Origin of the sequence: Bradyrhizobium sp. CCBAU 21365 (assembly GCF_015291305.1) — a bacterium.
Taxonomy (GTDB): Bacteria; Pseudomonadota; Alphaproteobacteria; order Rhizobiales; family Xanthobacteraceae; genus Bradyrhizobium; species Bradyrhizobium elkanii.
The window spans coordinates 4,429,373-4,451,010 of sequence record NZ_CP030036.1; the positions used below are offsets into that span (position 1 = coordinate 4,429,373).

A 21,638-nucleotide genomic window follows, 5' to 3' on the forward strand; every position below is an offset into this window, starting at 1 on the left:
TTAAGACGATGGCTGCTGTCGCTCGTTGCGACGCGTGAGACGGCGCGGTGAAGATTCCTTGAGAGACTTACCACGGCCGGACAGACTCGGATTTGTCATGAAGTAGTCATGCAGATTGAAGGGCTCTTCGCCTTTCGCGGCCTTCATACGCGTTGACGACCCATCCGGCAACAATTGCCAGCTTTGCTCGGTGTCCTTCAGGTTTGCGACCATGATCTGTTCGAGAACCTGCTGATGCACCGTGGGATTTTGCAGCGGACAGAGAACCTCGACGCGGCGGTCGAGGTTCCGCGGCATCATGTCGGCGGACGAGATATACACAGCAGCTTTTGTGCTCGGCAGGCCCTGGCCCATGCCGAAGCAATAGATTCGGCCGTGTTCCAGGAACCGGCCGATCACCGATTTGACGCGGATGTTCTCGGACAGTCCCGGCAGCCCCGGCCGCAGGCAGCAGATGCCGCGCACCACGAGCTCGACCGAGACGCCGGCCTGCGAGGCCTCATACAGCGCGTCGATGATATCAGGGTCGACCAGCGCGTTCATCTTCATCCAGACCGCGCCGGGCCGGCCGTGCTTGACGTGGGCGATCTCGCCGTGGATGTGCTCGATGATCCGCTTGCGCAGCGTCAGCGGCGACACCGCCATCTTCTCGATGTCGCTCGGCTCGGCATAGCCGGTGATGTAGTTGAAGACCCGCGCGACGTCGCGGCCGATGATCGGATCCGAGGTGAAGTAGGAGAGGTCGGTGTAGATGCGCGCGGTGACCGGATGGTAGTTGCCGGTGCCGGTGTGCACATAGGTGGTGAGATTGCCGCCCTCGCGGCGCACCACCATCGACAGCTTGGCATGCGTCTTCAACTCGATGAAGCCGTAGACCACCTGTACGCCGGCGCGTTCGAGGTCGCGGGCCCAGCGGATATTGGCTTCCTCGTCGAAGCGTGCCTTCAGCTCGATCAGCGCGGTCACCGACTTGCCGGCTTCGGCGGCCTCCGCCAGCGCGCGCACGATCGGCGAATTGTTCGAGGTGCGATAGAGCGTCTGCTTGATCGCGACCACGTCGGGATCGCGTGCCGCTTGTTGCAGGAACTGCACCACGACGTCGAAGGATTCGTAGGGGTGATGGACCACGAGGTCCTTCTGGCGGATGGCGGCGAAGATATCGCCGCCATGATCGCGCACCCGCTCGGGATGACGCGGCACATAGGGCGGGAATTCGAGGTCCGGGCGATTGAGGCGGGTGAGCTGCGACAGCTCGTTCATCGCCAGCACGCCGTCGACCAGGATCACTTCGTCGTCGGCCGCCGACAAGGCGTGCTGCACGAAGATGCGCAGCTCTTCGGGCATCGTGGCCTCGATCTCGAGCCGGATCACCGACCCGCGGCGGCGGCGCTTGAGCGCGGTCTCGAACAGGCGAACGAGGTCTTCGGCCTCTTCCTCGATTTCGAGTTCGGAGTCCCTGATGATGCGGAATGCGCCCTGGCCCTTGACGGTGTAGCCGGGGAACAGGCGGCCGATGAACAGACCGGTTGCCTGCTCCAGCGTGATCAGCCGCGCCGGAGCGCCTTCCTTGGTGGAGGGGATGCGGATGAAGCGGTCGATCTTGCCGGGCATGCGGATCAGCGCGTTCATCGCCTTGCCGTCGGAGATCCGCGACAATTGCAGCGCCACCGTGAAGCCGAGATTCGGGATGAACGGGAAGGGATGCGCCGGGTCGATCGCCAGCGGCGTCAGCAGCGGGAAGATGTTGTGGAGGAAGTGATCCTCGATCCAGCTCCGCTCGGACCTGGTGACGTCGCGGCCGTCGACCAGCTGGATGCCGACCTTGGCCAGGATATCCCGCAGGTCGCTCCAGATCGCCTGCTGGTCGGAGGCGAGCTGCGAGACGGTCTTGTTGATCATCACGAGCTGCTCGGCCGGCAGCAGGCCGTCCGGGCTGCGCTCGGTAATGCCCTCGCGGACCTGCGCCTTGATGCCGGCGACACGGACCATGAAGAACTCGTCGAGGTTATTCGCCGAAATCGACAGGAAGCGGACCCGCTCCAGCACGGGATGGCCGAGATTGACCGATTCCTCGAGCACCCGCCGGTTGAAATGCAGCCAGGAGAGCTCCCGGTTGATGAAGCGCTCGGGGCTGGTCGCGATTGCGGGAATGGCGGGAAATTCCGCCTCTTTTTCTTTGATTTCAGTAGCTTGTGCCGAGTCCATCAAGTGCTGGTCCAATTCAGGGCAGGGGCCGGGGCGGTCTAGCCGAGAGCCGCTGAAACCATGTGATATTGCGATGACGTTTCGATGACATTGATGTTCCGCTCGCCTGCGCCGTCAAGCCGCGGGGATGGATCAGGCATCGCGCAACAGCTCCGCCGCCAGCGCCCGTGTAACGGGACGGCCGAGCCGGAGTGCCTCGGTATCCAGCAGCTCGACCGCCTGCCGGACGGCAACGTAGGAACGCTCGATCCGGTTGCTCAGATAGCTGACGAGCGGTTCGTCCACGCTCATCTGGCGGTCGGCGCAGAACTTGACGATCAGGCCGCGGAACAGCTGGTCGTCCGGCGGCAGCAGCGTCACGGTCGGCACCGCGCGGAGCCGCGACCGCAGGTCGCGCAATTCGATCTCGAACGCCGAGGGCGGAACGCGCGCCGTGATCAGCACATAGGCATCGTCCTGGCGCGCCAGATTCATCAGATGAAACATCGCGCGCTCGTCGAAATCCGCCGGCCTCAGGTCTTCGACGACGAGCGCACCGGTCGCAAGCGCGGTCGGCACCGCCTCGGCGGTCAGCGCATGCGCCGCGGTCGAGCGCGCGCCGGCGCTCTCGGCCCAGATCGCGGCGAGGTGGCTTTTGCCGGAGCCGTCAGGCCCGACCAGCAACATGATTCGGTTCGGCCAGTCCGGCCAGCCGTCGATCAGCGCCAGCGCGGCCTCATTGGCAGGGCCCTCGAGGAAATCGTCGCGGGTCAGCTTCTCCTCGTGCGGCAGGGCCAAGGCCAATTGACGAGGTTGAACGCTACTGGCCACACAAGTCTCCAAACCGCTTTATTTTAGCTCTGCGCAAACGCGTCGCGTTTGCCGCGGGAAAACCGGCTTCGACTTTTCCGGATCCCGCCTACCGAGCTTCGATCGTGCTCATGTGCCGCACCCATTCCACGAGATAGAGGGACACCGAACCCAAAGTAAAGATCGTGACCAGGCCCATCAGGATCCAGTCGTAAGGATGCGGCTCGAAGCCGAAGCCGAGCGAGGCCAGCACCAGCGCCGCAAACGCGACCTGCGCCACCGTGTTCAGCTTCGACACCATCAGCGGCTTCATCTCGACCGGCTTGTCGAACAACCATGACACAATCACGGCGGAGACGATCATGATGTCGCGCGACACCACGAGAATCACGATCCAGCGCGGCACCGCGCCCCAGATTCCGAGCGCGACATAGATCGACACCAGGAGCGCCTTGTCGGCGAGCGGATCGAGCAGGGCGCCGAGCTCGCTCGTCATGTTGAAGCGCTTGGCGAGGAAACCGTCGACCGCGTCCGAGACGCCGGCGATCACGAAGATCGCGAACGCAATCTCCATCTGGCTGGACACGATGGCCCAGACGATCACCGGCACCAGGATGATGCGGCCGAGGGTGATGATGTTCGGAATGCTCAACTTGAATCGCTTCCCGGCTAGAAGCCTGATTTTACTCGATATCCGGCTCTTTTGCGCAGCCGCCTTGTGTTATCTACATAGTATCGCGGCGGCAGCGCCGCGAGCCATTGCGCGGGGGCGGAATTCCTCGTAACCAGCCCCTGATCATCTGGAATTGGGCATGACCGAGCGCAAAAACGGGCTCACTTACGCGGATTCGGGTGTCGATATCGACGCCGGCAATCGACTGGTCGATCTGATCAAGCCGATGGTGCGGGCCACCGCGCGGCCTGGCGCGGACGCCGAGATTGGCGGTTTCGGCGGGCTGTTCGACCTCAAGGCCGCCGGCTTCAAGGATCCGGTCCTGGTGGCCGCGACCGATGGCGTCGGCACCAAGCTGAAGATCGCGATCGAGACCGGCATTCACGGCGGCATCGGCATTGATCTGGTCGCGATGTCGGTCAACGACCTCGTCGTGCAGGGCGCGGAACCGCTGTTCTTCCTCGACTATTTCGCCTGCGGCAAGCTGCACCCGGAGGCCACCGCGCAGATCGTTGCCGGCATCGCCGAAGGTTGCCGCGAGTCCGGCTGCGCCCTGATCGGCGGCGAAACCGCGGAGATGCCCGGCCTCTACAAGGATGGCGACTACGACCTCGGCGGCTTTGCGGTCGGCGCGGCCGAGCGCGGCACGCTGCTGCCGACCGCGGATATCGCGGCGGGCGATGCCGTGATCGGGCTGGCTTCCTCCGGCGTGCACTCCAACGGCTATTCGCTGGTGCGCAAGATCGTCGAGCAGTCCGGCGTTGCCTATGACGCGCCGGCGCCGTTCGCGCCGGTCATGACGCTCGGCGCGGCGCTGCTGACGCCGACCAGGCTCTATGTGAAATCCTGCCTGCGCGCGATCCGCGACACCGGCGCCGTGAAGGGCCTCGCCCACATCACCGGCGGCGGGTTCACCGACAACATTCCGCGCGTGCTGCCGAAGCATCTCGGCGTCGGCATCGATCTGGCGCGGCTGCCGGTGCTGCCGGTGTTCAAATGGCTCGCCGAGCAGGGCGGTATCGCCGAGCTCGAGCTGCTGCGTACCTTCAACTGCGGCATCGGCATGATCGCGATCGTCAGGGCTGATGCAGTCGACGCCGTGACCGAGGCCTTCACCGCCGGCGGCGAGACCGTGACGCTGCTCGGCGAGGTGATCGAGGCCAAAGGCGAGCATCGCGTGGTCTATAACGGTCATCTCGATCTCTCGCGATGAAGCGCCGCGTCGCCATCCTGATCTCCGGCCGCGGCTCCAACATGGCCGCGCTGATCGAGGCTGCGAGGGCTCAGGATTTCCCGGCCGAGATCGTGGCTGTGATCTCGAACCGCGCCGACGCTGCCGGGCTCGAAAAGGCGGCCGCGAGCGGCATTGCGACCATCGTCATCGAGAGCAAGCCGTTCGGCAAGGACCGCGCCGGCTTCGAGGCCGTGCTGCAGCGCGCGCTCGACGACAGGCAGGTCGAGCTGATCTGCCTCGGCGGCTTCATGCGGCTGTTCACCGCCGAGTTCGTACGGCACTGGTACGGGCGGATGCTCAACATCCATCCCTCCCTGCTGCCCTGTTTTCCCGGCCTCGATCCGCACGGCCAGGCGTTGCGCGCAGGGGTCAAGCTGTCCGGAGCGACGGTGCATTTCGTGATCCCGGAGACCGACGCCGGACCGATCGTGATGCAGGGCGCGGTCACGGTCGCTGACGACGACACGGCCGAGACGCTCGCCGCGCGCGTGATCACCATCGAGCATCGCATCTATCCGGAGGCGCTGCGGCTTCTGGCAAGCGGCCGGCTCAAGCTCGAAGGCGACCTCTGCAAGACGCTTGGGAGCGCGCCGACGGGCGGCACGCTGATCGCGCCGGCGCCTTAGCGCGCGGTAGCACGAGAGGTCCCCCGGGGTGATGCAGCCCGGGGAAGCATCCGGATGAATTCCGCTGGCAGCGGCGTTCAGTGAATCTTGAGGTTCTCGGCTGACGCCTTGCCGCGGTTCTCCACCAGCTCGTACTCGACGGACTGGTTCTCGTTCAATGTGCTGAGGCCCGCGCGCTCGACTGCCGAGATGTGGACGAACACATCCTTGTCGCCGACGGCTGGCTTGATGAACCCGTAACCTTTGGTCGGGTTGAACCATTTGACGGTACCCTTCGGCATCGTCTCTCTCCCAGTTTAGACATAAAAAAGACGCGGCCACGTTTTCCACGTGCCACGCCACAAGCGGACTTTACGCTGTCTGTTCACTTCCCGGGTCGTCAGATCCAAAGTCTTCAAGTCCGAAGTTTCGCCTCTCGAAGCCCTGTACATCGAAGCCTTGGATAGCAACGTCGCGAAACGCACAGTCGAACGGCCGCAATCCGATTGTGAAGGGATTGCAACACGAAAATTGCGCCTTAGCAAGCGCGGTGGTTTTGCGCGACGCAACCTCAGCCTGTGCCGGCCGAACTCCGGCGCAACGCGTTCGGCCACTGGCCGACTGCCGGTGGAACCTGGCGCGCACCGGGCGAACGGCGCGTGCTAGCCCCGGTCCACCCGCACCACGCGGCCCTTGTCGATGGCGAGCGCGAGCTGGCCGTGCTTGAGCTTGAGCGCGGCCTCGCCGAACAGTTCGCGGCGCCAGCCGTGCAGGGCGCCGACCTCGGCCTGATCGCTGGCCGCGATCTGCTCGAGATCGTCGACGGTGGCGATCACCTTGCTGGCGACGCCGTGGCGCTCCGAGGTCATGCGCAGCAGCACCTTCAACAGTTCGACGGTCGCCGCACCGTTGGAATTGTTTCTCGGCTTTTCCAGCTTGGGCAGCGTGGCCTGATCGCGGGCGAGGCCGCGCTGCACGGCAGCAATGATGTCGGCGCCCCATTTGGAGCGCTCGAAGCCCTTCGGCAGCGAACGCAGATTGCCGAGCTTCTCCAGCGAGGTCGGCGCGTGGGTGGCGATATCGCCGACCGCATCGTCCTTGAGCACGCGCGAGCGCGGCACGTCGCGGCTCTGCGCCTCCTGCTCACGCCAGGCCGCGACCTCGATCAGCACCGCGAGCTCGCGCGGCTTGCGCACGCGGGTCTTGAGCCGCTCCCAGGCACGCTCGGGATGGAAGTCGTAGGTCTTCGGCGAGGTCAGGACCTCCATCTCCTCGCTGACCCAGTCGCTGCGGTCGCGCTTCTTCAGATCGGCGTCGAGCGCCGCGAACACCTCGCGCAGATGGGTGACGTCGGAGACGGCGTAATGCAGCTGCTCGTCGCTCAGCGGCCGGCGCGACCAGTCGGTGAAGCGGTGGGTCTTGTCGGGGCGGTGGCCGGTGACGCGGTCGACGAGCTGGTCATAGGCGATGCTGTCGCCATAGCCGAGCACCATGGCGGCGACCTGGGTATCGAAGATCGGATGCGGGATCGTGCCGGAGAGGTGCCAGACGATTTCGATGTCCTGCCGCGCGGCGTGGAATACCTTGAGCACGGCCTCGTTCGACATCAGGTCGAAGAACGGCTTGAGGTCGATGCCGGGTGCCAGCGCGTCGACCACGACGGCTTCTTCCGCGCTCGCCATCTGCACGACGCAGAGCAGCGGATAGTAGGTCGTCTCCCGCAGGAACTCGGTGTCGACAGTGATGACCTTGTGTTTGGCGAGCCGGTCGCAGGCGGCGGCGAGGTCGGAGGTCGTGCTAATCAAATCCATGAAGTGTCCATAACGGCTTGACCACACGCGTTCTGCCGAAAGGGCAGCTATGTCAAGGGTCTTGCAGGGATTTTGGCCCCGCACGGGGTGGGGGACGGGCTATTTTTGAATTGATTGGGCGTGATTCGAGGGGGTTTTCGGCCCGATCGTGCCGCGAATTCGGCGGTCGTGCGGGCGAGCCTCATCTTCGGTGTCATCGCCCGGCCTTGACCGGGCAGGACGAACGTGGGCTGAGCGCCATAGGCGATAGCCCGCTGTCGCCGGGGCGCTCGACCAAAATATCGAAAACAACCCCATGCAAAGGAGCCGACAGCCAGCCGCGTTCGACACGGCAACTTGACACGTCGGGCAAATCAGCGATATTTTTCCATTATTCCGAAATCGTGCGCCGCCCACGCTCGGGGCTGCGACATTTGCGGACTTCTGCAACCGACCCTCGTGGTGACGAGGCGCACCGCGCCGTCATTGCGTCCCCACTTGCAGCTTTCATCGCCCGGCTCGACCGGTTGAATCCGCCCAGTATTCCGGAGACAGTTGTGCTCGGACCGAGAGGCCGCGGCGTACTGGATCGCCCGCTTTCGCGGACGATGACACTCGTAGTTGGGGGGCGCCGCTGCGGAAGCTTGCGCCGTCGGGATGGCGATTTGGGTCAACCGGAGCGCTGAGCTTTCTCGGGGCCGGCTTGCGTGCGCTATCTCGAATATCTGAGCGACCGATGCAGAGTGCGTCTTCGATCGGCCTGCTTCCTTGTTTTCGCACTTTGTGAGCGCGTCCAGTCTGCGGTAAACAAGTCACTTGGCATCGTCGAACGAGACCCATTGTCGCCAATGGCCCGCAGTCGGACGGATCACAATGCCGGAGAAACAGCCAAGCGCCGATATGGAGGCTGCTCTCAAGCACTGGCTCGAAACCGTTGATCTCGGCCAGTACAGCGACCTCTTTGTCCTGCATCGCATCGGTTTGGACATCCTGCCCGATTTGACCGAGCAGGATCTGGTCGAACTTGGACTTCCGCTGGGAGACCGCAAGCGCTTGCAGCGCGCGGTTGCTTCCCTGACCCGATCGGCAAAAGGCCCCACCGGCGGCAGGAGCGTCGCGGAAGGCGCGGCGGTGAGCGCCGAGAGGCGCCAGCTGACCGTGATGTTCTGCGACATGGTCGGTTCGACCTCGCTGTCCGAACAGTTCGATCCCGAAGACGTCCGCGACATGATCGCGAGCTTCAGGGAAAAGTGCGTCAGCGTGGTCAAGCGGTACGAAGGCTTCGCGGCCCGGTACGTCGGAGACGGCATTCTGGTCTATTTCGGCTATCCGAATGCCCATGAGGATGACGCCGAGCGGTCGGTGCGTGCGGCGCTCGAAATCGTACGGACCCTGTCGTCGGCGAGAACGAGTGACGCCCGCGACGTTGCAAGTCGTGGGCCCAGTGTGCGCATCGGGATTGCGACCGGCCTTGTTGTCGTCGGAGACCTGGTTGGACAGGACACCGAGGAGCACGATTCCGCTGTCGGCGAGACGCCAAATCTGGCTGCCCGTCTGCAGGCCTTGGCGCCTCCGGACGGCGTCGTCATTGCGTCTTCGACGCAATCCCTGCTCAAAGGAAAGTTCGACTACCAGGACTTCGGATTTCACGCGCTGAAGGGGATATCCGCGAAGGCCCAGGCCTGGCTCGTGGTTCGGCCGTGCCGCGCCGAGACGCGATTTGCCGCAGCCATGGGCTCCCGATTGACGCCGCTGGTCAACCGCACCGAAGAGGTGGCGCTGCTGCTCACGCGTTGGCAGCAAGCGAAAGCCCGTGAGGGGCAGGTCGTGCTGCTGACGGGCGAGCCGGGAATTGGAAAGTCCAGGATCGTTCAGGAATTGCGGGAGCGGATCGCAGGTGATCAGCACGGACAAGTTTCGTTCCAGTGCTCTCCCTATTACAGCAGCACCGCTTTTCACCCCTTCATCGAGCATCTCAAATTCGCACTCGGCCTTGACGGCGAGAACGCGTCTGCGCTTTGGCTGACAAAGCTTGAAGCTGGCGTCGCCGCCTCGAACGGCGAGAGGGACACAGTGGTGCCGATCCTTGCGGCGTTGCTTTCAATTCCGACCGGGGACCGCTACGCGGACCTGGATCTCTCGCCGCAACAGCTGAAGGATGCGACGATCGCCGCGCTCGTCAACCATCTGCTCGCGCAAGCGCGCGGGCAGACCCTCCTGATCGATTTTGAGGACGCACATTGGATCGATCCCACCTCGCGGGCCGTGCTTGATCTGCTGGTGGAGAACGTTCGCAACGCGTCGATCCTTGTCGTGATCACCTGTCGTCCGGAGTTTCAGCCGGGCTGGAAGGATCATGCGCACACCATCAGTGCGAACCTCAAGCGTCTCGGCCGACAGGTCCGCACGATATTGGTCGAACGTGTGGCTGGAGAAAAGGAGCTTCCCAGAGAGGTGATTGAGGACATCATTGTCAAAACCGATGGCGTGCCGCTCTTCCTTGAAGAGCTGACCAAGGCCGTTCTCGAATCCGACGTCTTGACTGAGCAACATGGACGTTACGTCTTGTCCGGTCCGTGGCATCAGTTCGCTATTCCCGCGACATTGAACGATTCCCTGATGGCCCGCCTTGACCGGATGGGATCGTTCAAGAAAATCGCGCAGATCGGCGCCACCATCGGTCGCGAGTTCTCTTATGAGATCCTTCGCGAGGTTGCCGAGGCGCCGGCGGACCAGATCGAAGCCGCCCTTAACCATCTGGAGGCAGCCGGATTGATCGTCCGCTTCGGCTTTCTGCCGGAGGCGCTGTACTCGTTCAAGCACGTGATGATCCAGAACGCGGCGCATGAAAGCTTGCTGCACAGGGAAAGAAGGACGCTGCACGCCAAGATCGCACGCGTGCTGGCCGAAAAATATCCGGAAAAGATCGAGCGCGAGCCGGAGCTTCTCGCCTACCACCTGACCGAGTCGGGCCAGAGCGAGCCGGCTGCTGGCTTCTGGCTCAAGGCCGGAAAGCAGGCCGCAATGAAGGGAGCGACTCTGGAGGCGATCGGTCATTTGCGTCGTGGGCTCGGGGTTCTGCAAGCCGCGCCCGGCATGCAGGGCCGAAACGAGTCCGAGCTTGAGCTTCGCATCGCCCTGGGCACCGCCCTGATCGCGGCAAAGGGATACGCGGTCCAGGAAGTCGAGGAGAACTATGTTCGCGCGCTCGAACTCGGCCGGCATCTTGACAACATGGCGAAGGTCTTTGCGGCGACGCGCGGACTTTGGGTGTGCCACTTCATCCGCGGCGATCTCGCGCGGGCGCATGAGCTGAGCGCGGAGCTCCTGCAGTTCGCAAGGCGCGAGGCATCGAACCAGAACTCGTCCGCGACGCAACAGACGGGATATCTGATCGAGGCGCATCGGGCGATCGCGATGACCATGCTGTACCGCGGGCGGTTTGTCGCCGCCGAACATCACCTTCATCGCTTCAGGAACCTGTACAGCCCTGATCTACACGGCGCCCTGACGGCAACGCATGGCATCCATCCTGGCATCGTCTCGCTCTCGTATCTCGGGTACGTGTCGTGGTTTCTGGGCCGTCCCGACGCGGCGCGCCGATACAGCCAGCAGGCTATTTCGGAAGCGGAGGACCTTCGGCACCCCTTCACGCTGTCGTTTGCGCTGACATTCGGTGCTTACGTTTGCCAGCATCTCCGCGATGTCGAAGGGACCCACGACTACACCAACAGGGCACTGGCTCTCTCATCGGAACACGGCTTCCTGCATTGGAAGCATCAGACAACCATCCTGCGAGGATGGGCGATGACCGAGCTTGGGAATGTCGATGAGGGATTGAACCAGATGCGAATGGCTATCGACGGCTACGAGGGCATGAGCGCCCGGCTCGCCAGTTGTTGGTTCAGGAGTTTGCTCGCGAAGGCGTATGCAAGTGCCGGCTTGCCGGATGCTGCCTTGCGCGAACTCGACAGCGCATTGGCGATCGGGAGAAGAACGGGAGAGCATTTTTACGAAGCCGAGATCTATCGTCTGCAAGGTGAGATGACGCTCAATTACGCGAGATCATCGTCCGTTGAATCCGCCGAGCGAATGTTCCTCGCCTCGATCGAGCTGGCGCGCAGGCAAAGCGCGCGGTCGTTTGAATTACGGTCAGCTGTCAGCCTGGCGCGCCTATGGCGACATTCCGGCAAACAGGCGCGAGCAGCCGAGCTGCTGCTACCCGTCGTTCGAACGTTCACGGAAGGTCTGTCTACGCCTGACGTCAAGGAAGCGCTCGAGCTGGCGAATGAACTGGCAATGGAAATGCCCGGAGATCATGAATGGAGCGGGCGGGTCTGAGGATACCGAGGCGCCCCGGGCGCCATCCGCCCGCTTACGCCTGACCGTCGTCACCACGCATCGCAGATGAATGATGGTGTTCGCTTCCGCCCAAGGTTCGCGGCAGCGGCAACGTTGGGTGGATGCTGTTCCGGCGATGTGCGCCGGACTGATCAGCGGTTGGCGATGCTCCTGGCCTCGATTGGCGAGGCAACGTCGTCCCGATCGATCCGAGCTTCGTTCGCGCGAATGCGTGACGGCCATCCGTGCCGCGAGGCCAGCGTCGTCAGCCTGTCCCTGACGAGATAATGCGTGGGGCCTTCGAGGAAGCGCCAGACGAACCATGCCAGCAGCACCATGCCCGTCACGACCAGCGCGGTCGACAGCGCGTCCGGCGTTGGCGTGATCAGCAGCAGGATCACGTAACCGAGCTGGAGATGCAGCAGGTAGAGCGGGTAGGTGATGCCGCCGACGGCCCTGACGAGGCCCGCCGGCAGCGGCACCGACTTGATGCAGGTGGCGGCGAACACGATGCCGAGCGAGACGATGCAGATCGCCGTCACCACCATGGGATCGAAGCTGCCATGGGTGTGGACGCCGAGCCGCTCCAGCTTGTGCACGGCCTGGAACGTCGCGGTGCCCATCGCGAGCGACAGCAGGCTGTACAGCCTGTTGTCGCGCCGTCCGCGGTAATGCTCATAGATCAGGAGGCCGACGGCGAAGAAGCCGCTGTCGTCGGCCATGAACAGTTTCTCGAACAGCGGAATGTCGAAGGTCAGCTCGTTGGCGAAGGTGATGGCGATCCATGCCACGATGATCGTGTCGATCCGCCGCGGGAAGATGCCCCAGGCCAGGAATAGCGCGACCCAGGCGTAGAACACCACCTCGATCACCAGCGACCAATAGGCGTCGTCCATGTAGGGCTGACCGAGCATCGGGGCTGCGATGAACAGGTTTGCCAGCCATTGCCCCCACGTCACGTGGAAGTACGCGTGGCCCAACAGCAGCGTCGCGAGGAAGGTCAGCGTCATGCAGATGACGAAGGTCGGATAGATGCGGCTGAAGCGGGCGATTGCAAAGCCGATCGGCGTGCGGCCTTCGGCGGAATAGGCAATGACGAAGCCGGAGATCGCGAAGAACACGGGAACGCCGAGGAAGCCGTATTGCGCGATCGGGGCGAGGTACGGCAACGCCACTTGCTGAACGCCGTGCGACGCGGTGCCCCAGAAGCCGTAGTGATACAGGATCACGGCCCCGACCGCGGCGAGCCGCAGCAGGTCCAGCATGGGAACCCGGGTCGGATCCGGTTGTTTAGAAACGCTCGGCATATATCCGCTATCGTGGCGGCGAGGCATGAAGGCGTTCTTAATTCGCCCGGCGAAACGACCGCGCGATCGTTCACGATTGCAGGAGCCCCGAGGCGATGCCGGCGGCCGCGCTGAGCACGACCACCACGAGCGGCGGCGCACGCCACGCCGTGAGCAGGACGAAGCCGGCCAGCGCGATGCCGAAATCGAGCGGACGGTGGACGCTGCTGGTCCACACCGGATTGTAGAGCGCGGCCCCCAGAATGCCGACGACGGCGGCGTTGACGCCGCGCATCATCGCCTGTGCCGCCGGCCGTTTGCGAAAGCCATCCCAGAACGGCAGCGCCCCGAGCAGGACGAGAATTCCCGGCAGGAAGATGCCTACGAGGCCGACGATCGCCCCCGGCACGCCGCCGATCACGGCGCCGAGATAGGCGGCAAAGGTGAACAGCGGGCCCGGCACGGCCTGCGCGGCGCCGTAGCCGGTCAGGAACGCATCGTCGCCGATCCAGCCCGGCGTCACCACGGCTTCGCGCAGCAGCGGCAACACGACGTGGCCGCCGCCGAACACCAGCGCGCCCGAGCGGTAGAAGGCTTCGAACAGGCCGAGCCCGGGCCATGTCCGCGACAGCAGCGGCAGTCCGGCCAACAGCGAGATGAACAGGATCAGCGCTGCGACGCCAACGCGGCGCGATACCGGCATCGCGATATGGGTGACGCCGTTGGGCTGTTGCGCCCGGCAGAACCAGAGCCCGGCGATGGCGCCGAGAACGATGGCGCCGATCTGCGCGATCGACGACGAACTGGCGAGGATGACGAGTGCCGCGACGGTCGCGATCGAGGCGCGTTCGCGGTCGGGGCAGAGCGAGCGCGCCATGCCCCAGACGGCCTGGGCCACGATCGCCACCGCGACCAGCTTGAGGCCGTGCACCAGGCCAGTACCCGCAGGGCCGGTCAATCCACCGGCACCGAAGGCAAACAGCACCAGCGCGATCGCCGAGGGCAGCGTGAATCCGGTCCAGGCCGCCAGTGCCCCCAAATACCCGGCGCGCATCAGGCCGAGCGAAAAGCCGACCTGGCTGCTTGCGGGGCCCGGCAGGAACTGGCAGAGCGCGACCAGATCCGCATAGGCCTGCTCGTCAAGCCAGCGGCGGCGGGTGACGAACTCGTCGCGGAAATAGCCGATATGGGCGATCGGGCCGCCGAAGCAGCTGACGCCGAGCTTGAAGAAGATGAGCAACACCTCGAGCGGCGAGTGCGTCGAGCTCGCGGTGGCGGGCGGTGTGCCGGGCTGCGGGACGTCGGTGTCGTTCAAGCGTCGTCAATTCCCTGACTGCGTCCCAGGTCAGGACTCATTAGGGCAACCATATCGCCATTCGATGACTTTGAGGGCGCTATTTTCTCGCGGTCCTCAACTGGTCCAGCCAAGCAGCCGATGTGAGCGGCTCACTCGTAGCGGATATTCTTCGACGGCCGGCGCGCGGCGGGCATCGCCAGCACGATGAGACAGAGCGCGATCATCGCCAATCCCATAAATTCGAATGCAAATGCGTCCACGGGCCATTCTCCCCATCAGAAACAGTTAGACTTGTTGGGGGAGCGTTGACGCGCTGTTAAGCCTTATGGTTACCGCAGCCGGCCTCGGCGCATGGTGGAGGGTGAGTTAACGCTCACATCGCGAAGCTAGGCCGCCGCGCTGAGCGGCCCGGTGCGCAGCTTCAGATCCACCGGCGTCGGATTGCGCAGGATGTCCAGCACAGGGCAGTGACGGTCGACGGTTTCCTTCAGCCGGGCGATGTCGGCCGCGGAGGCCGGGCTGTCGATGGCGACCTCGGCCTCGATCTGCTGGAAACCGGCTCGCACGTTTGGATCGACGCTGAAGAAGCCGCGCAGATCGATCGCCCCGGATAGTTTGACGGAGACGCCGTTGAGGGGGATGCCGAGCGCGTCGGCATAGAGTCGATAGGTGATCTCCTGGCATGAGCCGAGCGCGGCGAGGATGTACTCGACCGGGTTCGGTGCGGTGTCCTCGCCGCCCAGCGCCGGCGGCTCGTCGACGCTGACGTTGAATTGCCGGACCGTGACGCTGCTATTGACGCCGTCGCCGAGTTGCGAATGCGCCTGGAACACGGCCTGCGCCTGCGCAGGATCAGCGCCGAGCGCCTGTTGGGTGTCTGCGAAAACCTGCTTGAACCTGAAGCTCATCGTTCGTCTTCCCCATGGCATCGATCATGAGAGGCTGATCGAACGGCCCATGCAGGGCAATAGTCGCGAGATAAAAACGACAGCAGCCCCGCGAAGCGCGAAATTTGCAGCAGCATTTTTCCCGCCCGCGTCGATGCGTAGGATGAGTAGAGCCAACGGGGCCGCGCAAGGCGCGGCCCGATGCTAACTACCGTGTCACGCGGCGAGGGCGTCCTGGTTGATCTCGCCCTTGGCGAGCGCCGTCAGCAGCGTGTCGACGTGCCGCTCTTCGTCGAGACTGTCGTGCAGCAGCCGCTGGTCGTCGCGCAGATTGAGCTGGCCGGCGAGGGCGGCCGCGCTGCCATAGGCGGCGATCTCGTAATGCGCGAGCTTCTGCGCCGACGCGACGAGGCCGGCATCACGCAGATTGTCGTCGGGCAGCAGCGAAACCATCTTGGCGGTCTCGTGGATCAGCGCCTGCATGGCCTGGTCGGTGTGTTCAAGCGGATCGGCGCCATGCATCCGCAGCAGCGATTTCAACCGCTCGCCCTGCACGATGGTCTCGCGGTGATGGCGGCTGAACGCATCCTTGAGCGACGGATGCGAGGCGATCTCCGCCATCCGCGCCAGCGCCACGGCGAGCTGCTCCTCGACGCTTGCGAGTTCCTGAAGCTCGGCGACATACATGTCCTTGAAGCTGGTGATCTTCATCGTGAAACCCTTCTTGTTTCCTCGTTGTTTCGGCGTTCAGGCGGTATGGCCGCCGGAACCGGCATCGATCGGCGTCTTTTTGGCGCGTTGTGGCGTCATCTTCGCCGGGTCGGGTTGCCCGGGCACGCCGCGCGGCCCGAGTTGTTGTCGCTGCAGATCGTCCTCGGAGAAGGGCGGCTCGACACCGTTCGGGTTGCTGCGCTCGATCGCGGTTTTCAGGTCGTCATCGCGCTGGTTCATGCTCGCGCTCCATCATCTCGCCGGCACGGAACCTGGATCGGACGAGGCCGCACATTCCGCGCTGCCCGGCCAACGATGCGCGCGCAAAATCGTTGCAAACAAATCAGGGGCGCGGCGCTAGGCCACGAGCTTCGGCAACGTGGCCGCGAGTGCATCCACCGCAAGCCGGACCTTGAGCGGCAATCGCGGCGTCGGCAGCCACAGCGCGTGGCAATCGTAGGGAAATTCGCCGTTGTCGCCGAGAACGCGGACCAGTGCGCCGGTGTCGAGGCGTTCGCGCACCAGCCAGGAGGGCAGCCACGCCAGCCCCAAGCCGCGCGCTGCGGCATCCGCGATGGCTTCGAGGTCGTCGAACCTGAGCCGCCCGGCCGGCCAGACCTCGTGCGGCGCAAGACCGTCGCGCGGGAACAGCCAGGGGCGAACGCGACCCGAGCGGCGGTAGACGATCAGCTGGTGCCGGCCGAGCTCGTCGAGCGTGCGCGGCCTTCCATGTGCCTTCAGATAGGCGCGCGAGCCGCACACCACCATGCGCTGGCGCGCGATGCGCCGCGCGATCACGCCGGATTGCGCATTGAGCTCGCCGGTCCTGATCGCAAGGTCGTAACCGCCCTCCATCAGATCGGCGATCGGATCGCCGAACGCGAGATCGAGCTCGATCGCGGGATATTTCTGCGCGAGCTTCAGCAGCGTGGGGACGATGCAGTAGCGGCCGAGCAGCGCCGGCATCGTCACCCGCAGCCGGCCACGCGGCTGCGACGATTGATCGGAGGCGAGCGCGTCGGCGGCCTCGGCCTCGCCGAGCACGATGCGGCAGCGCTCGTAATAGGCTTGCCCTGAATCGGTCAGGCTCTGCCGCCGCGTGGTGCGATGGAGCAGGCGGACGCCGAGCCGTTGTTCGAGGAAGCGCACATGCTTGCCGACCATCGGGGCCGACATCTCGAGCGCATCGGCGGCGGCCGCAAACGAGCCGAGATCGACCGCCCTAATGAAGACGGCCATGCTGGTGAGGCGATCCAATTCAAAACTCCTGGTTTCGATTGTCGGAGCTACCGGGTGATTTATCCGGCCATCGCCGCCGGGCATAGCGGCATTCCATTCAATTGTTTTGGAGTTCGCCCATGGCCCGCGTCGTCCGCTTTCACCAGCATGGTGGTCCCGAGGTGCTGCGTATCGAGGAGATCGCGATTGCGCCGCCGGCGCGCGGCGAGGTTCAGATCCGCGTCAAGGCGCTCGGGCTCAACCGCGCCGAGGCCTCGCTGCGCCGAGGCAGCTATATCGAGACCGCGACGCTGCCGTCCGGCCTCGGGCTGGAAGCCGCCGGGATTGTCGCGGCGATCGGCGAAGGCGTCGAAGAATTTGCGCCGGGCGATGCCGTGAGCGTCGTGCCGCCGGTCTCGATGGTGCGCTGGCCGGCCCATGCCGAGCTCGCGACCTTTCCGGCGGAGCTTGTCGTCAAGCATCCACCCGCGCTCGGCTTTGAAACGGCCGCTGCGGTATGGATGCAGTATCTCACCGCGTTCGGTGCGCTGTTCGATCTTGCAAGGCTCGGGCGAGGCGAGTTCGTCGTCATCACAGCGGCGTCGAGCAGCGTCGGGCTCGCGGCGATCCAGATCGCCAACCGTATCGGCGCGGTCCCGATTGCGGTGACGCGGACATCGGCCAAGGCGGAGGCGCTGCGTGAGGCCGGCGCGGCGCACGTGATCGCGTCGGCGCAGCAGGATCTGCAATCAAGGCTGGAGCAGCTCGCGGGACCGAACGGCGTGCGCGTGGTGCTCGATGCCGTCGGCGGCCCGGCCTTCGTGCCGCTGACGGCGGCGATGGCAACCGGCGGCATCCTGATCGAATATGGTGGACTCAGTCCTGAGCCGACGCCGTTCCCGCTCGCCAACGTGCTCGGCAAGAGCCTGACCCTGCGCGGCTACCTCGTGCACGAGATCGTGCGCGACCCCGTGCGGCTTGCGGCGGCGAAGGCGTTCATCCTCGACGGGCTTGCGGACGGCGCCTTGAAGCCGATCATCGCCAGGACGTTTCCGTTCGAGGAGATCGTCGAGGCGCACCGGTACCTGGAGTCGAACACGCAGTTCGGCAAGATCGTGGTGACGGTGTGAATGCGCAGGATGAGCTCACGTCCCGCAGAATGTCTGCGTCACGCGCTGCTCGGGGAGCGGCGGATCGGCGTAGGCCGCGAACTGCGGCTGGTCCTCAAAGGGCCTGGCCAGCACCGTCAGCAATTCCTCGAACGGCGCGTAGTCATCCGAGTTCACCGCAGCCGCAATCACCGCCTCGATCCGGTGGTTGCGCGGGATGAAGGCCGGATTGACCGCCTGCATCGCGGCCTTGCGCTCGGCCGGCGCTTGCGGCTCCAGCGCGAGGCGGGCGCGCCAGCGGGCGGCCCATTCGTCGAACGCCGCGGGATCGGTGAACTGCGCGCGGACGTCCGCGGCGTCATCGCTTGCGGCCTCGCCGAGATGGCGGAAGGCCAGCGTGAAGTCGGCCGCGTTCTTGGCCATCGCGTCCAGCAGATCCTGGATCAGCGCCTCGTCACCGTCGCGCGCGGTGAACAGGCCGACCTTGGCGCGCAGCCCGGCATTATAGGCCGCGGTGAACTTTTCGGGGAATTCGCCGAGGATCACTTGCGCCTGTTCGATGGCCTTCTCCTGCTCGTCCGCGAACAGCGGCAGCAGGCATTCGGCGAGCCGGGTCAGATTCCACAACGCGATGCGCGGCTGGTTGGCATAGGCATAACGGCCCATCTCGTCGATCGAGGAGAACACCTGCGCCGGGTTGTAGGCATCAAGGAAGGCGCAGGGGCCGTAATCGATGGTCTCGCCCGAGATCGAGGTGTTGTCGGTGTTCATCACGCCGTGAATGAAGCCGACCAGGAGCCAGCGCGCGACCAGCGCGGCCTGCCGTGCCACGACGCCGGCGAGCAGGGCGTGATAGGGCTGGGCGGCGTCCTTCAGCTCGGGATAGTGCCTGGCGATGACATGGTCGGCGAGCGCACGCACGCCCTCGGTGTCGCCGCGGGCGGCGAAGAACTGGAAGGTGCCGACGCGGATGTGGCTCGCGGCGACGCGGGTCAGCACCGCACCGGGTAGCGCCGTCTCGCGCATCACGGGCTCGCCGGTGACGACCGCTGCAAGTGATCTGGTGGTCGGGATGCCCAAAGCGAACATCGCCTCGCTGACGATGTATTCGCGCAGCACAGGACCGAGCGCGGCGCGGCCGTCGCCGCGGCGGGAGAACGGGGTCGGGCCGGATCCCTTGAGCTGGATGTCACGGCGGACGCCGTCTCTGTCGATGACCTCGCCGAGCAGGATGGCGCGGCCGTCGCCGAGCTGCGGAACAAAGTGCCCGAACTGGTGGCCGGCATAGGCCATGGCGATCGGGTCGGCGCCGTCAGGCAGCCGCTTGCCGGCAAGGATTTCGGCGCCCTCCGCCGTCGAGAGCAGGTTCGGGTCCAGCCCGAGCTGGACCGCGAGCGGCCGGTTCAGCTTGATCAGCCGGGGGGAGGCGACCGGGGTCGGCGCGACGCGGGCGAAAAAGTTCGCCGGCAGCGCCGAATAGGTGTTCTGGAACGGGAAATGGATGGTCATATCCGCAAGATAGGCCTGCGGGCCGAATAGGCAAATGATTGGCGGCCACCTGGCCCGGATCGCCGGAAAATGTGCGGTTTCGGGCCAAAAGCGGGCGTTCCCTTGGTTGCCGCCCCGAGCGGGCTCGGGTAAACCCAGCGCCTTCGGATAGGAAGTTTCCTATCGCGATTCTCCTCCGACATCAGTTTTTGGAACGACTATGCATCGCTACCGGTCACACACATGCGGCGCGCTCCGAGAGGGCGATATCGACCAGACGGTCCGGCTTTCGGGTTGGGTTCACCGGGTCCGCGACCATGGCGGCGTGCTGTTCGTCGATCTGCGCGACCATTACGGCATCACCCAATGCGTGGCCGATCCGGACTCGCCGGCGTTCGCCGAGGTCGAGAAGTTCCGCTCCGAATGGGTGGTGCGGATCGACGGCAAGGTGCGCCGCCGTCCCGGCGGCACCGACAATCCCGAACTGCCGACCGGCATGGTCGAGGTCTACATCAAGGAGATCGAGGTGCTGGGCCCGGCGGCCGAGCTGCCGCTGCCGGTGTTCGGCGAACAGGAATATCCTGAAGATATCAGGCTGAAGTACCGCTTCCTCGACCTGCGGCGCGAGAAGCTGCACCAGAACATCATGACCCGCGGCGCGGTGGTCGATTCCATGCGCAAGCGGATGAAGGAGCAGGGCTTCTTCGAATTCCAGACCCCGATCCTGACGGCGTCATCGCCGGAAGGCGCGCGCGACTTCCTGGTGCCCTCGCGCATCCATCCCGGCAAGTTCTACGCGCTGCCGCAAGCGCCGCAGCAGTACAAGCAGCTCTTGATGATGTCGGGCTTCGACCGCTACTTCCAGATCGCGCCGTGCTTCCGCGACGAGGACCCGCGCGCCGACCGCCTGCCGGGCGAGTTCTATCAGCTCGACGTCGAGATGAGCTTTGTCACCCAGGACGACGTGTTCGCGGCGATGGAGCCTGTGATTACAGGCGTGTTCGAGGACTTTGCCAAGGGCAAGCCGGTCACGAAGAACTGGCCGCGGATTCCGTTCGCGGAGGCCGTGCGCAAATACGGCTCCGACAAGCCCGACCTGCGCAACAAGATCGTGATGCAGGAAGTCTCCGAGCACTTCCGCGGCTCCGGCTTCAAGGTGTTCGCGCGGATGCTGGAAGACCCGAAGAACCAGGTCTGGGCGATTCCCGGCACCGGCGGCGGCAGCCGTGCGTTCTGCGACCGCATGAACTCGTGGGGGCAGGGCGAAGGCCAGCCCGGCCTCGGCTACATCATGTGGCGCGAGGGCGGCGAGGGCGCAGGTCCCTTGGCGAACAACATCGGCCCCGAGCGCACGGCTGCGATCCGCGACCAGCTCGGCCTCAAGGAAGGCGATGCGGCGTTCTTCGTCGCCGGCGATCCCGAGAAGTTCTGGAAGTTCGCAGGCCTCGCGCGCACCAAGCTCGGCGAGGAATTGAACCTGATCGACAAGGACCGGTTCGAGCTCGCCTGGATCGTCGACTTCCCGATGTACGAGTATGACGAGGAGAACAAGAAGGTCGACTTCTCGCACAACCCGTTCTCGATGCCGCAGGGCGGCCTCGACGCCCTGAAGACGCAGGACCCGCTGACCATCAAGGCGTTCCAGTACGACATCGCCTGCAACGGCTATGAGATCGCCTCCGGCGGCATCCGCAACCACAAGCCGGAAGCGATGGTGAAGGCGTTCGAGATCGCGGGCTATGGCGAGCAGGAGGTCATCGACCGCTTCGGCGGCATGTACCGTGCGTTCCAGTACGGCGCGCCGCCGCACGGCGGCATGGCGGCCGGCCTCGACCGCATCGTGATGCTGCTCTGCGGCACCAACAATCTGCGCGAGATCTCGCTGTTCCCGATGAACCAGCAGGCCATGGACCTGCTGATGGGCGCGCCGTCGGAAGCAACGCCGAAGCAGCTCAAGGAACTGCACATCCGCACCAACCTGCCGGCGAAGGGGTAGGCGGGCCTT

The 21,638-nt window shown here is 64.8% G+C and carries 17 protein-coding genes; 5 read left to right on the forward strand and 12 right to left on the reverse strand.

Annotated elements, in window-relative coordinates:
* The 3 genes from XI02_RS20175 to XI02_RS20185 all read right to left on the reverse strand — a co-directional run bounded on the left by XI02_RS20175 (window position 1) and on the right by XI02_RS20185 (window position 3,646).
* Complete coding sequence (locus tag XI02_RS20175) at window positions 1–2,205, reverse strand: RNA degradosome polyphosphate kinase (RefSeq protein WP_016847417.1); 2,205 nt, start codon at window positions 2,203–2,205, stop codon at window positions 1–3.
* Between the two features lie 132 nt (window positions 2,206–2,337).
* The gene (locus XI02_RS20180; protein ID WP_038376585.1) at window positions 2,338–3,015 is read right to left on the reverse strand and encodes a DnaA ATPase domain-containing protein; all 678 of its coding nucleotides are present in this window, start codon (window positions 3,013–3,015) and stop codon (window positions 2,338–2,340) included.
* Between the two features lie 88 nt (window positions 3,016–3,103).
* A complete protein-coding gene (locus XI02_RS20185; RefSeq protein WP_016847415.1) occupies window positions 3,104–3,646 on the reverse strand; it encodes a CDP-alcohol phosphatidyltransferase family protein in 543 nt (180 codons plus the stop codon).
* A 160-nt stretch (window positions 3,647–3,806) separates the two neighbouring features.
* On the opposite strand from XI02_RS20185, the gene purM reads away from it, so the two are divergent.
* Both purM and purN read left to right on the forward strand, forming a co-directional pair.
* On the forward strand, window positions 3,807–4,880 hold the full coding sequence (gene purM / locus XI02_RS20190) for a phosphoribosylformylglycinamidine cyclo-ligase (RefSeq protein ID WP_016847414.1): 1,074 nt from the start codon (window positions 3,807–3,809) through the stop codon (window positions 4,878–4,880).
* Window positions 4,877–5,527, forward strand: a complete 651-nt coding sequence (gene purN, locus XI02_RS20195) for a phosphoribosylglycinamide formyltransferase (protein WP_018271311.1) — start codon at window positions 4,877–4,879, stop codon at window positions 5,525–5,527. The genes purM and purN overlap by 4 nt, the downstream gene beginning before the upstream one ends.
* Window positions 5,528–5,604: 77 nt before the next feature.
* On the opposite strand, the gene XI02_RS20200 is transcribed toward purN, so the two are convergent.
* Both XI02_RS20200 and rnd read right to left on the reverse strand, forming a co-directional pair.
* The gene (locus tag XI02_RS20200) at window positions 5,605–5,808 is read right to left on the reverse strand and encodes a cold-shock protein (RefSeq protein ID WP_172648058.1); all 204 of its coding nucleotides are present in this window, start codon (window positions 5,806–5,808) and stop codon (window positions 5,605–5,607) included.
* A gap of 360 nt (window positions 5,809–6,168) precedes the next feature.
* Entirely contained in the window at window positions 6,169–7,317 is a 1,149-nt protein-coding gene (gene rnd, locus XI02_RS20205; RefSeq protein ID WP_018271312.1) for a ribonuclease D, read from the reverse strand.
* A gap of 852 nt (window positions 7,318–8,169) precedes the next feature.
* Here rnd and XI02_RS20210 point away from each other — a divergent pair.
* Window positions 8,170–11,637: an AAA family ATPase gene (locus XI02_RS20210; protein WP_069277650.1), complete on the forward strand. Its 3,468-nt coding sequence runs from the start codon at window positions 8,170–8,172 to the stop codon at window positions 11,635–11,637.
* A 152-nt stretch (window positions 11,638–11,789) separates the two neighbouring features.
* Here the strand turns inward: XI02_RS20210 and XI02_RS20215 are convergent, their stop codons facing one another.
* The 6 genes from XI02_RS20215 to XI02_RS20240 all read right to left on the reverse strand — a co-directional run bounded on the left by XI02_RS20215 (window position 11,790) and on the right by XI02_RS20240 (window position 17,075).
* Window positions 11,790–12,902, reverse strand: coding sequence for an acyltransferase (locus XI02_RS20215; RefSeq protein ID WP_069277651.1), 1,113 nt, complete (start codon window positions 12,900–12,902; stop codon window positions 11,790–11,792).
* A gap of 112 nt (window positions 12,903–13,014) precedes the next feature.
* Window positions 13,015–14,238 carry a chromate efflux transporter gene (chrA, locus tag XI02_RS20220; RefSeq protein WP_197971316.1) on the reverse strand — a complete coding sequence of 408 codons (1,224 nt, stop codon included), beginning with the start codon at window positions 14,236–14,238 and terminating at the stop codon, window positions 13,015–13,017.
* A gap of 368 nt (window positions 14,239–14,606) precedes the next feature.
* The gene (locus tag XI02_RS20225; RefSeq protein ID WP_016840356.1) at window positions 14,607–15,128 is read right to left on the reverse strand and encodes an OsmC family protein; all 522 of its coding nucleotides are present in this window, start codon (window positions 15,126–15,128) and stop codon (window positions 14,607–14,609) included.
* A 195-nt stretch (window positions 15,129–15,323) separates the two neighbouring features.
* Window positions 15,324–15,818, reverse strand: coding sequence for a ferritin-like domain-containing protein (locus tag XI02_RS20230; protein ID WP_038379994.1), 495 nt, complete (start codon window positions 15,816–15,818; stop codon window positions 15,324–15,326).
* 36 nt (window positions 15,819–15,854) lie between these two features.
* Window positions 15,855–16,058 carry a hypothetical protein gene (locus XI02_RS20235; protein ID WP_069277652.1) on the reverse strand — a complete coding sequence of 68 codons (204 nt, stop codon included), beginning with the start codon at window positions 16,056–16,058 and terminating at the stop codon, window positions 15,855–15,857.
* Window positions 16,059–16,175: 117 nt separating this feature from the next.
* Window positions 16,176–17,075: a LysR family transcriptional regulator gene (locus XI02_RS20240; RefSeq protein ID WP_026192687.1), complete on the reverse strand. Its 900-nt coding sequence runs from the start codon at window positions 17,073–17,075 to the stop codon at window positions 16,176–16,178.
* 101 nt (window positions 17,076–17,176) lie between these two features.
* Between XI02_RS20240 and XI02_RS20245 the strand changes: the two genes are divergently transcribed.
* Window positions 17,177–18,166: a zinc-dependent alcohol dehydrogenase family protein gene (locus XI02_RS20245; RefSeq protein ID WP_018271318.1), complete on the forward strand. Its 990-nt coding sequence runs from the start codon at window positions 17,177–17,179 to the stop codon at window positions 18,164–18,166.
* Between the two features lie 15 nt (window positions 18,167–18,181).
* On the opposite strand, the gene XI02_RS20250 is transcribed toward XI02_RS20245, so the two are convergent.
* On the reverse strand, window positions 18,182–19,654 hold the full coding sequence (locus tag XI02_RS20250) for a YdiU family protein (RefSeq protein WP_016840351.1): 1,473 nt from the start codon (window positions 19,652–19,654) through the stop codon (window positions 18,182–18,184).
* A gap of 199 nt (window positions 19,655–19,853) precedes the next feature.
* Here XI02_RS20250 and aspS point away from each other — a divergent pair, with 199 nt between their 5' ends.
* Entirely contained in the window at window positions 19,854–21,629 is a 1,776-nt protein-coding gene (aspS, locus tag XI02_RS20255) for an aspartate--tRNA ligase (RefSeq protein ID WP_018271319.1), read from the forward strand.
* Window positions 21,630–21,638: the final 9 nt, after the last annotated feature.

What these genes read in the sequence shown, in the direction of transcription:
- purM (WP_016847414.1), top strand. Translation starts at nt 3,807, where the DNA reads ATGACCGAGCGCAAAAACGGGCTCACTTACGCGGATTCGGGTGTCGAT.
- XI02_RS20175 (WP_016847417.1), bottom strand. Translation starts at nt 2,205, where the DNA reads ATGGACTCGGCACAAGCTACTGAAATCAAAGAAAAAGAGGCGGAATTT.
- XI02_RS20200 (WP_172648058.1), bottom strand. Translation starts at nt 5,808, where the DNA reads ATGCCGAAGGGTACCGTCAAATGGTTCAACCCGACCAAAGGTTACGGG.
- XI02_RS20245 (WP_018271318.1), top strand. Translation starts at nt 17,177, where the DNA reads ATGGCCCGCGTCGTCCGCTTTCACCAGCATGGTGGTCCCGAGGTGCTG.
- XI02_RS20215 (WP_069277651.1), bottom strand. Translation starts at nt 12,902, where the DNA reads ATGCTGGACCTGCTGCGGCTCGCCGCGGTCGGGGCCGTGATCCTGTAT.
- XI02_RS20230 (WP_038379994.1), bottom strand. Translation starts at nt 15,818, where the DNA reads ATGAAGATCACCAGCTTCAAGGACATGTATGTCGCCGAGCTTCAGGAA.
- aspS (WP_018271319.1), top strand. Translation starts at nt 19,854, where the DNA reads ATGCATCGCTACCGGTCACACACATGCGGCGCGCTCCGAGAGGGCGAT.
- purN (WP_018271311.1), top strand. Translation starts at nt 4,877, where the DNA reads ATGAAGCGCCGCGTCGCCATCCTGATCTCCGGCCGCGGCTCCAACATG.
- XI02_RS20225 (WP_016840356.1), bottom strand. Translation starts at nt 15,128, where the DNA reads ATGAGCTTCAGGTTCAAGCAGGTTTTCGCAGACACCCAACAGGCGCTC.
- XI02_RS20210 (WP_069277650.1), top strand. Translation starts at nt 8,170, where the DNA reads ATGCCGGAGAAACAGCCAAGCGCCGATATGGAGGCTGCTCTCAAGCAC.
- XI02_RS20235 (WP_069277652.1), bottom strand. Translation starts at nt 16,058, where the DNA reads ATGAACCAGCGCGATGACGACCTGAAAACCGCGATCGAGCGCAGCAAC.
- rnd (WP_018271312.1), bottom strand. Translation starts at nt 7,317, where the DNA reads ATGGATTTGATTAGCACGACCTCCGACCTCGCCGCCGCCTGCGACCGG.
- XI02_RS20250 (WP_016840351.1), bottom strand. Translation starts at nt 19,654, where the DNA reads ATGACCATCCATTTCCCGTTCCAGAACACCTATTCGGCGCTGCCGGCG.